Origin of the sequence: Bifidobacterium thermophilum, assembly GCF_037482445.1 — a bacterium.
GTDB lineage: Bacteria > Actinomycetota > Actinomycetes > Actinomycetales > Bifidobacteriaceae > Bifidobacterium > Bifidobacterium thermophilum_B.
Map to the genome: position 1 here is coordinate 139,985 of NZ_JBBHLY010000004.1, position 15,710 is coordinate 155,694.

Here is a 15,710-nt window from a genome sequence, read left to right on the forward strand (position 1 = left end):
TCCATATCTGCCCGTAGGCTGGAGCTGGTTGCATCAACCGGCGGCAGGCGAACCGGTGCCGTGGTCGGTTGACCGACGACACGTTGTCCGGCAGCCGCCTGCCATGAGGGTATGCGGTGTCCGCGAAGGAGGATTGATGACGTTATTCCGTGATCTGGGGCCGTTCCACACCACTGCCATCGGGCATGGCGAGATGCCGTTGACCATCGAGAACAACCGTGGACATGAGGTCGGCATCGAGACACTGCACGCCTCCTTGGACGCCGGTTGCCGCCATATTGACACCGCGTGGGCGTATTACACACCCGGCGAGGAGGAGCAGACCGGCGAGAAGCTGGTGCGTGAGGCGCTTGATACGTGGAACGGCCCGCGTGACGAGGTGCTGGTCGCCACCAAGGTGGGGTTGCGTCGTGCATGGGATGGCGACAAGCCGATCTGGCCGCGTGACGGCAAGCCGGAGCATCTCATCGAATACGGCAAGCAGTCGGCGCAGGCGCTCGGCGTGGACGCGATCGACCTGCTGTACCTGCACCGCCATGACCCGGAGGTCCCGTACGAGGAGTCCTGCGAAGGCATCAAGGCGCTGCTTGACCAAGGGGTGGCCAAGTGGGCGGGTGTGTCGAACGTCACCATCGAACAGCTGGATATCGCCCGTCGCGTGTTGGGCGACAAGCTGGTCGCCGTGCAGAACCAGTATTCCCCGATCCACCTGGAGACGCAGGATACGCTTGAGTACTGCGCGAAGCTCGGTCTCGCCTTCGTGTGCTGGAGTCCGCTCGGCGGGTATCGTCACCCTTACGACGAGCATCTGTTCGATCCGTTCCGCAAAGTCGCCGCGAAGCATGGTGTCAGCTACCAGCGGGTGGTGCTCGCATGGGAGCTCGCCAAGGGCGATCACATGTTCGTGATTCCGGGCGCGCATCGACCTGAAACCATTCTTGACTCGCTCAAGGCCGATGAACTCGAGCTCAGCCCCGACGAACTCGCCTATCTCGGCTGAGCCGGTCGCCTACGGCCTGTTGTTCCGCCATTCAATCTGGTTACGCCAGGGGAGCTGTTCGGCGTAACCAGGTCGTATTGCGGCCCGTGTGGGATTCGGTTCGGTGGAAAAGACGCCGTGGGACGTGTCATCGCGGCGGGATTGTTATGCTATGCGGTGATGAATGAACAGATGACGAGCGAACGAACCACACTGGGCGAACAGGCAACGCAATCTCCCGCAATTTCGCGGATACCTCCGCAGGCAATCACGCAGACGACCACACAAGTCAGCAAGGCTCCAATCGCAGCGGCGTCCCGTCATACCCGCCGGCGTCCCGAAGTCCTGGCGCCCGCCGGCAATCTGCGCAGTCTGAAAACCGCGGTCGATTTCGGCGCGGACGCCGTCTACTGCGGCGGCAAGGCCTTCGGCATGCGTTCGGCGCCGAAGAATTTCACGCTCGAGGATTTCGAGGAGGGCGCGCGATACGCCCACGAGCATGGCGCACGCGTCTACGTGACCTGCAACATCCTGCCGCATAACGACGAGGTCGCGGCCATGCGCGAATACATTGGCCAGCTCGCCGAGGTCGGGGTCGATGCGCTGATCGTCACCGATATCGGCATCATGATGGAAGCCCGCCATATCGCCCCGAACCTCGAATTGCACGTGTCCACGCAGGCAGGCGTCACCAATTACGGTGCCGCGAACGCGCTGTACGAGCTGGGTGCGAAGCGTGTGGTGCTCGCCCGCGAGCTTGATCTGGACGCGGTCCGTGACATCCGCGCGAATACGCCGGATGACCTCGATATCGAATGCTTCGTGCACGGCTCGATGTGCATGGCCTTCTCCGGACGCTGCCTGCTGTCGAATTATCTGACCGGCCGCAGCGGCAACCACGGCGATTGCGCGCAGCCCTGTCGCTGGAAATACCACGTGGTCGAGGAGAAGCGACCCGGCCGGTTCTTCCCGGTCGAAGAGAACGGCGAGGGGACGTTCCTGTTCAATTCGCAGGATATGAACATGCTCGGCCATCTTGACGATCTCATCGACGCGGGGGCGACAAGCCTGAAAATCGAGGGCCGTGCGAAAAGCGCGTATTATGTGGCCGCGGTCACGAACGCCTATAAGACGGCGGTGGACGCGTACATGGTCCAGCGAGGGTTCGAGGACGGGCAGGGCCATACGTTGCGGCTGTTTACGGACCGGGTCCGCCGCACGCCGGCAGGGCAGCCCGCGTTGCTGGGCGATGCCGCGCGTCTGCCCGGTGACGTTCCGCACGTTGAACTGCCGCAGTGGGTGCTGGACGAGCCATATAAGGTGTCGCACCGCGAATACAGCACGGGGTTCTACTATCCTGAGCATCCGGTCGGGCAGAACACGGATCGCGGCGGGTATTTCCGCGATTGGATTGTCGTGGGCGAAGTGATGTCGTATGACGCTGCGACGCAGCGAGTCACGCTCATGAGCCGCAACAAGATCGAAGCCGGGCAGGAAGTCGAGTTCCTGATGCCCGGTCGCGAACCGCTGCGTATGACCGTGCCGGCGGGCGGGTTCCTTGACGCCGAGGGCCATTGGGTCGAATCGGTGAACAACCCCGCCCATGTATTCTCCATGCCCTGCCCCGAGCCGGTGACCGCGAATGCCGCGATTCGTTCCCGCGCCCGCAACCGCACGCTGAAAGCCGAATAGTCGGGTCGGACGGCTCGGTTCTGGTGGAGCCGGCGGGGACGGCTCGGTTCTGGCGTGGCCGGGAACGTGGCGTATGACGGATTGCGTATGCCGTGGCATGCGTCGCACGCTAGATGGTCGGCATCCGCCGTTCCTCAACGCTGAACTGTCCGGCTGCGAATGCCGTGGCATACGCAAGTCGTCAAATGCCGTGGCTCCATGCCGCTGTACGCTGCGGTTCGTCAAATCGCGTATGCTCCGGCATACGAAACTTAACCGGATGCGGTGGGGTGGTCAACGGCAGGCCGGGATCGCGCATGTTCCGGCATACGAAACCTGACAGAACCGGGCGGAGCGCCTCGGCCCGACTGGGGGTCGGCAGTACCGGCGGATGGCGATTGCGCGGCATGCCGCTAGGATAGGCGGTATGAACGATCCTGCGAACATCGTGGACAGCAACGCCATCCCACCGGTCGATGACTCCGGCAATCCGATTCCCGTCACCATTCCGGTCATTCTTGCGCCCGGCATCACCGTGACGTACACGACCCGGCTGGGCGGGGTCAGCGAGGATGATTACGCGGCATGCAATCTAGGCGGCAAATCCGGCGATGACCCCGAGCATGTGCTGGCCAACCGTGTGGCCTTACGCGCAGCGGTCGGCGCGGACCTGTCCCTGATCAGCCAGGTCCACTCGGGGGAGGCAGTGGATGTCGATGGTTCATTCGCCATCAACACGCCCTTCGGATTCGATGTATCCGGCACCGTGCGGGCAGACGACACGGCGGCTGACGCTACGGACACGGGTGATGGCGCGGATGAGAGGCCGCGAGCGGTCGCCGCCGACGGCCAGGTGACCTCGCGCACCGGCATCGCGCTCGGTATCTTCGCAGCGGATTGTCTGCCCGTCCTCATGGCCGATCCGGCCTCCGGCATCATCGCGGGCGCGCATTGCGGCCGGAGAGGACTGGAACGCGACATCATCGCCCACACCATCGACCTCATGTGCGCGAAAGGCGCCGAACGCTCCCGCATCGTCGCCACCCTCGGCCCGTGTATCTGCGGCGATTGCTACGAAGTGGGCGGTGACATCGCCGACGCATTCGACGCGAAATTCCCCGGCACCTACACGCTCACCCGCTTCGGCGGCCCCGGCATCGATATCGCCGCAGCCGCCCGCCAATGCTTGGACAAGGCCGGTATCAGCGCCGAACGCATCATCGATTCGCGGCCACGGGTCGCTGCCGCAACGCAATATCTTGCGCAAGACCAGGAACTGCGCGACTTGTGCCGTATCGACAACGAAGGCGATCCACAGCTCGACGAGCGGGTCGGTGCCATCAAACACAGCCTGTGCACCTTGGAGAACCCGCTGTGGTACTCGCATCGCCGCGCCGCGCTCGCCAAGAAAACGCATGAGGGTCGAATGCTTGCCCTGATTTCGCGGCAGGCCTGACCGGCCGGGTTGTTCGGGCCTGATGCATGCCGGGCCTACAGCATCAGGCACCGAAACCCACCGTATGGAAAGGATACCGACCCCACAGCCGACCCGCTGATGTGTAGTCATATGCCAAAACCGCATGATTCCAACGATGCGTTCCGCTCGCCGGCATCTCTTGCCTTGCCCGTTGCCGCCCTCGGTCCGCATAATTCCTTGGTATTCTTTCCGCACTGTGCGAATCGGTGGTCGGTGTTGCGTGTGTGGAGCCGCTGGCGATGGATGTCGGTGGATCAGGCTGGAGCCCATCCACCGGAACCGCATGATTCCAACGTTCTGTGTCACCGGCCGGCATCCCCTGCCCGCCAGCTGCCGCTCCCAACCCGCCTCATCCCTTGGTATCTGTTCCATACCGTGCGGATTGCTCGTGGATACCGTCGCCGTGGAGTCCCGGGCGTCGGGTTCGGGCCACCGAGGTCGCGATGTCTGTCATGGGATGCGCATGATTCCAACGTTCTGTCCAGATCGCCATGCTTTCCTGCCCGCCTGCTGCTGCCCTTGACCCGCTGGCGATGGATGTCGGTGGATCGGGCCGGAGCCCATCCACCGGAACCGCATGATTCCAACGTTCTGTGTCACCGGCCGGCATCCCCTGCCCGCCAGCTGCCGCCCCCAACCCGCCTCATCCCTTGGTATCTGTTCCATACCGTGCGGATTCCTTGTGGATATCGTCGTCATGGAGCCATTGCCACTCTTCTGGTGCACGCCAGCCCGCCGAATCCGCCGATTCGGTGCAGAAACCTCCACGCGCTGTGGCATCGGGGCATGGTTGCGTTTACGGTGGGGCGTATGTGCGAAGAGAGTCCAGTGTCCCAGCATGGCCGGCAGGATGACCGCCCCCGGCGGTCTCAAACCCCTGACACCGGCCGGCTAGAAACCGCCCAATTCCAGATGTCCGCCGAGTCGCCCGCTCAGCCAGCCCCGGCCCCCGTCCCAACCCTCGCCCAACCCCCCGCCCGGGTCCCCGTGGTCGCGGTCGTACTCGCCGCCGGCTTCGGCACCCGCTTCGATATCCGCAACCCCAAGCAGCTGGTCGCGGTCGCGAACAAGCCGGTGGTGTGTTGGAGCATCGAGGCGTTCGAATACGACTCGAGGGTCACGGATATCGTTGTCGTGGTGAACCCGCAGGTGCGTGATGAGGTCGAGCGTCTGGTGGACGAGGGCGGCTACGCGAAGGTCCGCACGATCATCGAGGGTGGTGCCGAGCGTGTGGACAGCACGGAGAGCGCGTTGCAGATGCTCGCGGATTTCGGCATCCCGAGCGATGCCAAGGTGCTGATCCATGATTCGGTGCGCCCGTTTGTCGAGCGTTCCTCGATTGACGGCTGCATTGATGCGCTGGATGAGTTCGATGCGGCGACGGTCGCTATACCGTCCACGGACACGATTCTGGTCACCGAGGATCTGGGCGACCGCAAGGTGGTGCACGTGGTGCCTGACCGCAGCGATATGTTCCGCGCCCAGACCCCGCAGGCGTTCCGTTTCGCGACGATCCGCCACGCTTACGAGCTGGCGTCGCGGGACCCTGATTTCCATCCGACCGATGACACGCGTGTGGTGGTGGATTACCTGCCGGACACCCGGGTTGCGATTGTGGCCGGCAGTGAAAGCAATATGAAGATCACGACGCATGATGACCTGGATATGGTGAAGCGGTTCGCGTTCGAGGCCACGCGTCGGCGTGCGGCCGATCGTGTGCGTGGTATGACGGGCGCGGCATCCCCGGAAGCGTCCGGTATGTCCGGCATACCCGGCATACCCGAACCGGAATCGGACTGACATCCGGTCGGTTACGGTCGGTTACGGCCGGCTATGGAGCACGCCACCGTGACGCACCGCCGGGTGCGGCTAGACTGGTCGGTATGAAGCAGATCAACGTGGTGATGTCCGGGTTCGCGCCATACGAGGGAATCGACGTCAACCCGTGCCTGGAGGTGCTGCGCGCGCTGGAACGCGACGGTATCGATGCGCCGGCCGGGCATGATGGCGGTCTCGCCGACGTGCACGTGCAGATCCATACGGTGATGCTGCCGGTGAGTTTCGCCAAGGCGTGGCCGATGCTGTTGGAAACCATCGAGCGCACGCACCCGGATATCGTGATCGCGACCGGCCTCAAGCGTGCGGCCCGCGGCATGCAATTGGAGCGGTGCGCCACGAATCTGATGGATGCCGCGAAGCCTGACGCCGACAATCGTCGCCCCCGCCGCATGCCGATCGATCCGGATGGCCCGGCAGCCTACTGGACGCGGCTGCCGTTGCGGGCGATTCTCAAAGCGTTCGCCGGGCAGGGCATTCCCGCGACGCTGAGCTCGGACGCCGGTACGTACGTGTGCAATTCCCTGTTCTATAACCTGCTGAATTGGGCGGTGACCAAGGATCATGTCATCGGCGGGTTCCTGAGCTTCCCGACGGTCAACGAGCAGCCGCACCCCCAGCATGGCCTGCCGTTGGCCCAGCAGATTGCGGCGGCGCGCGATGTTGTGCGCGAGACGGTACGGTATGATCTCCAGCCGTCGTCGGGGGAGATGCTGCTCGGCTGAGCGGTGCCGGGGCGGCCGCCGGATACGCGGTTTCGCCCGCCGCCCGACACAACTGTGAGAATTGGGTGACAGCCCCGTGTGCCGTCCATTTTTTGCGATAAAGTTCAATCGGTTGTGTGTTGCGGCGCGTCCGCGCCGTGGGTGAAAGGAATATACATGGTGGATCGGTTCCCGATCGTGTTGCGCGGTTACGACAAGGAGAAGGTCGACGAGGCCATCGAGGCGTCTCAGGAATCGCTGAAGCGTCTGCGCGAACAGGTCAAGTCGAGCGATGACACGATTCTGCAGCTGCAGGCCCAGCTTCAGGAGGAGAAGAACAACGTCAAGAAGGCGTCGAGGGGCAATTCCTTCGCCTCGCTTGGCGCGAACGCCCAGCAGATGCTCGCCTCCGCCGAGCAGACCAGCCAGGAGCTGCTCAACCGTGCCAAGCAGGATGCCGCCTCGACGCGTGCTTCCGCGCAGGCGCAGGCCGAGACCCTGCTGAACAACGCGAAGCTGGATGCCAAGCACATCACCGATGAGGCGAATGCGAAGGCGAAGGCCACGCTCGACAAGGCGAACTCCGATGCCGCCACGATCACCACGAACGCGAAGGAGGAGGCTGCCCAGCTGCGTGCCGAAACCGCGAAGGCGGTCACCGAGCAGCGTGACACGGTCAAGCTTGAGCTGACGAACGCCCGCGAGGAGCACAAGAAGCGCATGGCTTCCGACCTGGCCAAGCAGAACCGCGAGATCTCCGACATGAAGGCTGATGCCACCCAGAAGATCGCCGACCAGCGTAAGGCGGCGAACGAGGAGATCACGCATTTGAAGAGCGAGGCGAACGACCAGATCGAGAAGGCGCTCGCCGAGGCGAACAAGAAGCTTGCCGACGTGCGTGAGCAGGCGTCCCGTACGATGACCGAGGCGCAGCGCAAGGCCGGTGAGATCACCGATGCCGCCAAGGCGAAGGCGCAGGAGATTTCCGACCAGGCCGAGGTGCATCGCACGCAGACGATGAGCCAGGTGGATGCCGAGGCCGAGCAGATTCGCGCGGATATCGCCGCCCAGCAGGATGATGCGACGAAGAAGGTCAACGAGCTGCTTGACAATCTTGAGGAGCGTCGCACCGCCGCCAAGCAGGAGGCGAACGAGCTGATCGGCAAGGCGAAGAAGACCCGCGAGGAGGCTGACGCGTACGCTGACCAGAAGCGTAAGGAGGCCGACGAGCAGGCCGCGCAGATTCTGAAGAAAGCCACTGCGGACGCGGAGCAGCAGATCGAGGAGCGTCGCCAGGCGGCGAAGAGCGAGCTGGATGGCTTGCAGAAGCATATCGCCGAGCTGCAGCAGCGGGAATCCAATATCACGCAGCGCGTGACCGAGCTGCGTTCGATGTTCGCCAACGCGTTCTCCGGCTTCAATTTCGGTGGTACGCCCCAGGCTGAAAACGCCGATGTCTCGGTGACCGGTGTGGTCGCTGATGGCGAGGGCGCGCAGCCGTCGGCCCAGGGCCAGCAACTGGCCGGCCAGGCGCAGCAGCAGGCGCAGCTGCCGGCATCCGCGGGCGATGCCGGGGATGGTAAGGCAAACAACTGATTGCCGAACCTGATATGATGCCTTCGGAAGGTCCGTTGGCGCCGTTGGTGTAGCCGATAGCGGCGCACCCAGGGCGCGTCCGCCAAGGCATGGCATTCGGGAGGAGCGTGCGGTCGTCCGGCGCTCCTCCCGGTGTATGTACTCCCGGCAAATGTACGGCGTGCCGGGCGGGTGCATCCGGGTATGCCCACACCGGCACACCGACCCAGGCATACCGGCACCGGACCACGTCGACAAGCAATACGACCGACAAGAGACAGGGATAGAGTATGGATCAGATCACACCGTTAAGCAGTGAGGCGTTGGACAACCTGCGCCACGAGTTCGAGGCGAGCGAGCATAACCATCTCGCGATGAACGCGGTCACTGTCGCCGGCATCCAGGATGTCGCCCGCAACTATGACCGGGCCCGCCGCCTGCAGCGCCGCTTCTCCACGACCGTGGACAACGGTACCGTCACCCACCAGGACCGTTCCGGCCGCTGCTGGCTGTTCAGCTCGCTGAACGTCGCCCGGTTCATCGCGAAGAAGAACCTGGGGCTCAAAGAGTTCGAGTTCTCGCAGAATTACGCGATGTACTACGACAAGCTCGAGCGCGTCAACTACTTCCTCAAGGATGTCGCCGCGCTGGTGCGCGCCGGCGAGCCCTCGGACTCCCGCCTGATGCAGCATCTTCTGCATGATGTGATGGGCGACGGCGGCCAGTGGACGATGGCGATGAACGTGTACAAGAAGTACGGTGCCGTCCCCAAGGACCTGTTCCCGGAGACCGCATCCTCGAAGAACACCGGCGAGATGAACACGCAGCTGCGAGCTCTGCTGCACACCGCGGTCGCGCACATGTACGCGAACAAGGCGCAGATCGACGAGATCATCGCGCAAACGACGACTGCCGGACACCGTATTCTGACGATTCATCTCGGTGAGCCGCCGAAGAGCTTCGACTGGGAGTGGACCGACGAGGACGGCACCTTCCATCGCGACGGCGAGATCACGCCGGTCGAGTTCTGGAAGAAGTACGTGGATGCCGGTCTCGAGGACTACGTGTGCCTGGTGGACGATCCGCGCGTCGAGCATCCGAAGGGCCGCAAGATCGGCATCGAGCATCTGGGCAACGTGGCCGGCGGCGACCCGACCGAATACCTCAACGTGCCGAACGAGTTCATGAAGGACTGCGTACGCCGGATCCTGACCGAGCAGGACATCCCGGTGTGGTTCGGCGCGGATTGCCATCCGATGATGGACCGCGAGTCGGGCGCCTGGGCGACCGACCTGTTCGAGTATGGCCGTGTCTACAATGTGGACTTCGATATGAACAAGCAGGATCGCGTGCGGTTCGCCGATTCCGCGATGAACCACGCGATGGCGTTCGTCGGCGTGGACGTGGCCGATGACGGCAAGACGACCCGTCGTTGGCGTGTCGAGAACTCGTGGGGCGACAAGATCGCCGACAAGGGCTACTTCACGATGAGCGACGACTGGTTCACCGAATACGTGTACGAGGTGGCCGTGCCGCGCACGATGCTCCCGGCCGAATACCAGGCCGCGCTGGACGAGCCCGCCATCATGCTCCCCGCCTGGGACCCGATGGGCGCCCTCGCCGACTGACGACACCCGTCACGTCATTGTCCCGCCTGCCGACGCTTACGCATCTTTCAGCGTCGGCAGGCGGTTTGCGTTCCAGTATGCAATCACGCTGCCGGCTCGCTCCGCGCCTTGCGATAGGGTGAATAGTCCGTGTCCCGCATGTCGAAAGGAGAGAGTGATGGCTGGTCTTCGTGGTCCCGATAGTGCTGAGGATGAGCGCCGATTCGGCGATGCTGCCGTACTCCCCGAGACTGTGGACATCAATATCCGCCAGCTTGACCCGATTCCGGCCCCGCGCGCCTTCCTGCGCGAGCTGCCGTTGACCGATGACGCGCGCGACCTGGTGCTGCGTTCGCGTCAGGAGATCCGCGACATCATGCATGGCCGCGACGACCGTCTGCTCGTGCTCGTCGGCCCCTGCTCGATCCACGATCCCAAAGCGGCCCACGAATACGCGACCAGACTCGCCGCCGTCAACCGCGAGCTCAATGACCGTCTGCTGATTGTCATGCGCGTGTATTTCGAGAAGCCGCGCACGACCATCGGCTGGAAGGGCCTGATCAACGACCCCGACCTCGACGGCCGGTTCAATATCCGCAAGGGCATGTGGCTGGCGCGCAAGGTCCTGACCGACGTGCTGGACCTTGGCCTGCCGGCCGCCACCGAATGGCTTGACCCGATCACCCCGCAGTATCTGTGCGACCTGATCAGCTGGGGCGCGATCGGCGCGCGCAACACGGAAAGCCAGGTGCATCGCGAGCTGGCGAGCGGCCTGTCCATGCCGGTGGGCTTCAAGAACTCCACGGACGGCTCGATCAAGGCGGCCGCGGATTCCTGCTATACCGCCGGATTCGAGCATCATTTCCTTTCGATCAATCTTGACGGCCGTGTGATTTCCGCCGAAACGAAGGGCAACCCGGACTGCCATGTGGTGCTGCGCGGCTCCAGCCACGGCCCGAATTTTGATCCCGAATCGGTCGCTGCCGCGCTTGAGGCGCTGAAGGCTTCGAAGGCGACCGGTGTGAGCGAGGCCGGGGTGGTCATCGATGCCGCCCACGGCAATTGCGGCAAGGACGAGGTCCGCGAAGCCGAAGTGATCGAGAACATCGCCGGGCGCATCGCACAAGGCGAGCCGGGGATTTTCGGCGTCATGATGGAAAGCTTCCTGAAAGGCGGCCATCAGAAGCCAGCCCCGCTCGACCGGCTCGTCTACGGCCAGTCCGTCACGGACGCCTGCGTGCCGTGGGATCGCACGGAGCAGCTGCTGCACACACTGGCCGACGCGGTCACCGCGCGTCGCGCTCTGCGCCGGTAGCCGGTTCCGTCAGTGGGATTCCCGGCTGTCTTGCCTGCCTTCCACTCGGTGGCGTTATGCTTGAGTCAGTATGGACGAAAGGGCATGATGAACGAGCAGAAGCAGGACGCGGCAACACCGGCAGCATCAGTGGCATCGCAACAGGTGGCATCGCAACAGGCGGCGCACCCTCTGCATGTCGGCCAGCAGCCGTTGAACTCCCCGGAGGACCTGCGCGCGATCCACGAGGCGATCAGCGAAGGCAAGAACCCGCTGGAAGCCACGGATGTGCCGCGCTGGGAGGATCAGGTCGGCGTCAACCGCATCATCAACCGAAGGGTGCTTGAGCTCGAACCGCTGCCCACGCCCGCACAGGTGCTGTCCGCCCTGCCGTTGTCGCAACAGGCGGAGAATATCGTCGCCTACTCGCGCGACGAGATCCGCGCCTGCCTGTACGGCCAGGACGACCGTCTGCTGGTCATCGTCGGCCCCTGCTCGGTGCACGATCCGAAGGCCGCCCTCGATTACGCGCGTCGCCTGTCCAGGCTGAAGGACGAGCTCGACGACCAGCTGCTCATCGTCATGCGCGTGTATTTCGAGAAGCCGCGCACCACGGTCGGCTGGAAGGGCCTGATCAACGACCCCGACATCGACGGCAGCCATCAGATCCGCAAGGGCCTGCTGCTCGCCCGCCGCGTGCTGCTCAGCGTGCTGGACACCGGACTCGCCGCCGCGACCGAATTCCTTGAGCCGACGTCCCCGCAGTATATTGCCGACGCGATCAGCTGGGGGGCGATCGGCGCACGGAACACGGAAAGCCAGATCCATCGGCAGCTGGCGAGCGGCCTGTCCATGCCGGTCGGCTTCAAGAACGCCACCGACGGGTCCGTCAAGGCGGCGGTCAACGGGTGCTATGCGGCCGCCCAGCAGCACACGTTCTTCGGTATCGACCATCTGGGCCGTGCGAGCGCCGTCGAAACGCTCGGCAACCCCGATTGCCATGTGGTGTTGCGCGGCTCGAGCCACGGGCCGAATTACGATGCGCAATCCGTCGCCCGGGCGATGGCGGACATCCGCGCGATGCTGCCGGCAGATTCCGCGGCAGCCCACGGGCTGATCGTCGACTGCTCGCACGGCAACTCCGGCAAGGACGAGCATCGTCAGGCACAGGTCGTGCGCGATATCGCCGCGCGGATTGCGCGGGGCGAGCGCGGTATCACCGGCGTGATGATGGAAAGCTTCCTCGAAGGCGGCAACCAGAAGCCCGCCCCGCTTGACCGGCTGGTCTACGGCCGATCCATCACCGACCGCTGCCTGTCATGGCCCGATACCGAACGGCTGCTGCGCGACCTGGCGCAAGCCGTCTCGCAGCGCCGCTGGAACGAGTAGAACGAGTAGCGCCGGGCGGCTTTCCGGCACAAGCCCGTAGCACATACTCAGCCTGTACGACACAACAGCAAAGGAACACATATGACCACCACCATCGCCATCATCGGAGCACTTGATGAGGAGGTCGCGCTCATCGCGGCCTCCCTGGACCACGTGGAGCACCGCCGCGAGGCGAGCCTTGACGTCTCGCACGGCACACTGACCACCAACGCCGGCCAGCAGGTCGAGGTCGCCGCGACCGTTGGTGGCATGGGCCTGGTGAATGCGGCCGCCACGACGCAGTACCTTGTGGACACCTACCATCCGCAGGCCGTGATTTTCTCCGGCATCGCCGGCAACCTCAACCGTGACCTGCATATCAACGATGTCGTGCTCGGCGGCACGCTACGCTATCTGGACACCGACATGCGTCTGGTCGGCCAGTGGAAGCCGAAAACCGAGGAATTCCATTCCGACGTCCACCTGTTGGATGTCGCCTCGGCGGCCCTTGACGCGGCCGGCATCAAGCATATCGTCGGCACCATCGCCTCCGGCAACTATTTCGTCGATTCGCCTGAGAAAGTCAAGGAAGTACGCGAATCTACCGGCGCCGACGCGGTCGAGATGGAAGGCGCCGCGGTCGCGCACGTCGCCGCCCGCAACGACGTGCCGGCCCTGGTCATCCGGGCGCTCAGCGACAACGCCGACACCGACTACGAGGTGTTCAAGGCGTTCGACATCTCCGAATACGCGGATACCGCCGCCCGCCTCGCCATCGACATCGTGCGCCGGCTGTAAGCGGCTGTAACGTCTGCAGACGGCTGCGCGCACATTGTATCGATGGCCGGCAGTGATAAGGCCGCAAGGGTGCCCGTGCGCGACACAGCGCCGCCGCACATTCGGCGGCGAATATGAACAGCAGGCGAACTTCAGTCAAACTCGGGTATGCCAAAGCGTCCGTGAGGTTACGCTTGTCATGGAGTCGCCGCGACTGCGGCACAGGGAGGAACGATGGACGCACGTCAATTGGCCATCGCCGTGATCGTTGTGGTCGTGGTGTCGGCGCTCGCCGTCCTGCTTGGATACCGTTGGGGACGCCGCGCGAGCGCACGGACCCGGCATGATGCCGTCGATGACACCCGGCATGATGCGGGCGAAGCTGCAGCTGGCGCGAACGGCAATCCGGCAGAGGAACCCGCCAAGGGACCTGCCGCCCGACCGAACGGTGTCGGCGGCTTCACCCGGCAGCAGAGCGTGTTCGGCCGCGGAGCGGTCCGTCAGGCGGAAGAACAGTTCATCAAGACGATGCCTGACATGCTGGTGATTGCGGACGGTCAGGGGCATATCCGCTATGTCAGTCCCGCGGCAGAAGCGCTCGCCGTCGTCAAAGACGGTCAATTCGTCAATGACGACATGGCGCAGATTGCGGTGATGGTCGCGGCGGACGGGCAGATCCGGGACCGCGAAATCACCTTGGAAAGCCGGCAGCTGCTTGGCGAAGGCGAGCGGCCGGGCCGCGGCGTCAAAGCGGGGACGGCAAGCCCGACGCACACGCGCCATCTCATGATTCACGCAGGACCGATCGATGGGAACCGTGTGGCCGTGTTCATCCGCGATATCAGCGAACGCCGCCGGTTTGAAATGATGCGCCGCGATTTCGTGACGAATGTGTCGCACGAACTGAAAACGCCGGCCGGGGCGATATCGCTGCTTGCCGAGACCATCACCGACGCGGCCGACGACCCGGATGCCGTGCGTTATTTCTCGGGCCGGATTTCGAAGGAATCAGAGCGTCTGACCAATCTCGTCCAGCGTCTGATCGAGCTGCAACGCGTGGAAAGCGCGGCCGGCATTGCTTCCGCACGTCAGGTCGACGCGCTGGATGTGGTCAAGGATGCCGCCCAGCAGAACGCCGTGCAGGCCGAGCACAAGCATATCGATATCCGTGTGACGCATGCCGGCGGCCCGGCGCTCATCAGGGTGGACCCCCGTGCGCTGACCACGGCGGTCAAGAACCTGATCGAGAATGCGATCCACTATTCGCCGCAAGACACCACGGTGACGGCTGATATTGCGCGGCATGACGCCGAGGGGACGGTGACTATCCGGGTGATTGACCAGGGAATAGGCATTCCTGAACAGTCGCTGGATCGTATCTTCGAGCGCTTCTATCGCGTGGATCCCGCCAGGTCGCGCGATACCGGCGGAACCGGGCTCGGACTGGCGATCACGAAGCATTGCGTCGAGGAGTGCGGCGGCACGATTTCAGCGTGGTCGCATGAGGGGAGCGGCTCGACGTTCACGATTGAACTTCCGTTGGCCTGTGGCGACGATCATGATGCGTCCGCAAGCAGCCAAGCGGCTGCCGATCCCTCCGTCCGGGCTACCGGGCAGCCGCCGTCTAAGGCGCGGACGGGCGGACAGGCCGTAGAGACGGGACAGATAGAACAGCAAGGAGCAGAATAACAGCATGACACGCATTCTGATCGTTGAAGATGAGGAATCCTATCGAGAACCGCTGGTCTATCAGCTCACCCGTGAGGGGTACGACGTGGAGGCGGCCGAGACCGGCGAGGAAGGCCTGGAACTGTTCACGCGCGGCGGTGCCGACCTGGTGCTGCTCGATCTGATGCTTCCCGGCATCGACGGGATCGCGCTGTGCCGGCGCATCCGCGAGCAGAGCCGCGTGCCGATCATCATGCTCACCGCGAAGAGCGCGGAGATCGACAAGGTCGTCGGCCTGGAGATCGGTGCGGACGATTATGTGACCAAGCCGTATTCGTTCCGGGAGCTGCTGGCGCGTATCCGTGCGGTGTTGCGTCGCAACCAGTCGGTGGAGCAGACGTCCGGCGCCCAGGATGATGATGTCGCGCTCGTGTGCGGCGATATCACCATGCATGTGGGCGAGCATCAGGTCACCGTGCGCGGGCAGGACGTGTTCTTCCCGCTCAAGGAGTTCGAGCTGCTGGAATACCTCATGCAGAACAAGGGTCGCGTGATGACCCGCCATCAGCTGATCGACCGCATCTGGGGCTCGAACTATGTCGGCGATACCAAGACGCTTGACGTGCATGTCAAGCGTGTGCGCTCCAAGATCGAGGCCGACCCCTCCCACCCGCAGTACCTGACGACCGTGCGCGGCCTAGGCTACAAGATCGACGCCCCCGCCAAGTGATCCGCCCATTACATTGGTTAGTGG

General features: G+C 64.0%; 12 protein-coding genes. All 12 read left to right on the forward strand.

The window, feature by feature from the left end:
- Window positions 1-136 precede the first annotated feature (136 nt).
- A complete protein-coding gene (locus WD012_RS05165) occupies window positions 137-1,000 on the forward strand; it encodes an aldo/keto reductase (RefSeq protein ID WP_339562703.1) in 864 nt (287 codons plus the stop codon).
- A 324-nt stretch (window positions 1,001-1,324) separates the two neighbouring features.
- Entirely contained in the window at window positions 1,325-2,671 is a 1,347-nt protein-coding gene (locus WD012_RS05170) for a peptidase U32 family protein (RefSeq protein WP_422614367.1), read from the forward strand.
- Between the two features lie 406 nt (window positions 2,672-3,077).
- On the forward strand, window positions 3,078-4,106 hold the full coding sequence (locus WD012_RS05175; protein WP_339562705.1) for a purine nucleoside phosphorylase YfiH/LACC1 family protein: 1,029 nt from the start codon (window positions 3,078-3,080) through the stop codon (window positions 4,104-4,106).
- A 933-nt stretch (window positions 4,107-5,039) separates the two neighbouring features.
- Window positions 5,040-5,927 (forward strand): IspD/TarI family cytidylyltransferase, encoded by an 888-nt coding sequence (locus tag WD012_RS05180; protein WP_422614368.1) that lies wholly within the window; start codon window positions 5,040-5,042, stop codon window positions 5,925-5,927.
- 83 nt (window positions 5,928-6,010) lie between these two features.
- Complete coding sequence (locus WD012_RS05185) at window positions 6,011-6,688, forward strand: pyroglutamyl-peptidase I (RefSeq protein ID WP_339562707.1); 678 nt, start codon at window positions 6,011-6,013, stop codon at window positions 6,686-6,688.
- Window positions 6,689-6,844: 156 nt separating this feature from the next.
- Window positions 6,845-8,263, forward strand: coding sequence for a cell division protein (locus tag WD012_RS05190; RefSeq protein WP_339562708.1), 1,419 nt, complete (start codon window positions 6,845-6,847; stop codon window positions 8,261-8,263).
- Window positions 8,264-8,532: 269 nt separating this feature from the next.
- A complete protein-coding gene (locus WD012_RS05195; protein WP_339562709.1) occupies window positions 8,533-9,870 on the forward strand; it encodes a C1 family peptidase in 1,338 nt (445 codons plus the stop codon).
- A gap of 157 nt (window positions 9,871-10,027) precedes the next feature.
- The gene (locus WD012_RS05200; protein ID WP_339562710.1) at window positions 10,028-11,164 is read left to right on the forward strand and encodes a 3-deoxy-7-phosphoheptulonate synthase; all 1,137 of its coding nucleotides are present in this window, start codon (window positions 10,028-10,030) and stop codon (window positions 11,162-11,164) included.
- Between the two features lie 84 nt (window positions 11,165-11,248).
- On the forward strand, window positions 11,249-12,532 hold the full coding sequence (locus WD012_RS05205; RefSeq protein WP_339562711.1) for a 3-deoxy-7-phosphoheptulonate synthase: 1,284 nt from the start codon (window positions 11,249-11,251) through the stop codon (window positions 12,530-12,532).
- A gap of 81 nt (window positions 12,533-12,613) precedes the next feature.
- Complete coding sequence (gene mtnN, locus WD012_RS05210) at window positions 12,614-13,309, forward strand: 5'-methylthioadenosine/S-adenosylhomocysteine nucleosidase (protein ID WP_339562712.1); 696 nt, start codon at window positions 12,614-12,616, stop codon at window positions 13,307-13,309.
- A gap of 213 nt (window positions 13,310-13,522) precedes the next feature.
- The gene (locus WD012_RS05215) at window positions 13,523-14,977 is read left to right on the forward strand and encodes a sensor histidine kinase (protein ID WP_339562713.1); all 1,455 of its coding nucleotides are present in this window, start codon (window positions 13,523-13,525) and stop codon (window positions 14,975-14,977) included.
- Between the two features lie 4 nt (window positions 14,978-14,981).
- Window positions 14,982-15,686: a response regulator transcription factor gene (locus tag WD012_RS05220; protein ID WP_339562714.1), complete on the forward strand. Its 705-nt coding sequence runs from the start codon at window positions 14,982-14,984 to the stop codon at window positions 15,684-15,686.
- Window positions 15,687-15,710: the final 24 nt, after the last annotated feature.

What these genes read in the sequence shown, in the direction of transcription:
- WD012_RS05165 (WP_339562703.1), top strand. Translation starts at nt 137, where the DNA reads ATGACGTTATTCCGTGATCTGGGGCCGTTCCACACCACTGCCATCGGG.
- WD012_RS05175 (WP_339562705.1), top strand. Translation starts at nt 3,078, where the DNA reads ATGAACGATCCTGCGAACATCGTGGACAGCAACGCCATCCCACCGGTC.
- WD012_RS05180 (WP_422614368.1), top strand. Translation starts at nt 5,040, where the DNA reads ATGTCCGCCGAGTCGCCCGCTCAGCCAGCCCCGGCCCCCGTCCCAACC.
- WD012_RS05185 (WP_339562707.1), top strand. Translation starts at nt 6,011, where the DNA reads ATGAAGCAGATCAACGTGGTGATGTCCGGGTTCGCGCCATACGAGGGA.
- WD012_RS05190 (WP_339562708.1), top strand. Translation starts at nt 6,845, where the DNA reads ATGGTGGATCGGTTCCCGATCGTGTTGCGCGGTTACGACAAGGAGAAG.
- WD012_RS05195 (WP_339562709.1), top strand. Translation starts at nt 8,533, where the DNA reads ATGGATCAGATCACACCGTTAAGCAGTGAGGCGTTGGACAACCTGCGC.
- WD012_RS05200 (WP_339562710.1), top strand. Translation starts at nt 10,028, where the DNA reads ATGGCTGGTCTTCGTGGTCCCGATAGTGCTGAGGATGAGCGCCGATTC.
- WD012_RS05205 (WP_339562711.1), top strand. Translation starts at nt 11,249, where the DNA reads ATGATGAACGAGCAGAAGCAGGACGCGGCAACACCGGCAGCATCAGTG.
- mtnN (WP_339562712.1), top strand. Translation starts at nt 12,614, where the DNA reads ATGACCACCACCATCGCCATCATCGGAGCACTTGATGAGGAGGTCGCG.
- WD012_RS05215 (WP_339562713.1), top strand. Translation starts at nt 13,523, where the DNA reads ATGGACGCACGTCAATTGGCCATCGCCGTGATCGTTGTGGTCGTGGTG.
- WD012_RS05220 (WP_339562714.1), top strand. Translation starts at nt 14,982, where the DNA reads ATGACACGCATTCTGATCGTTGAAGATGAGGAATCCTATCGAGAACCG.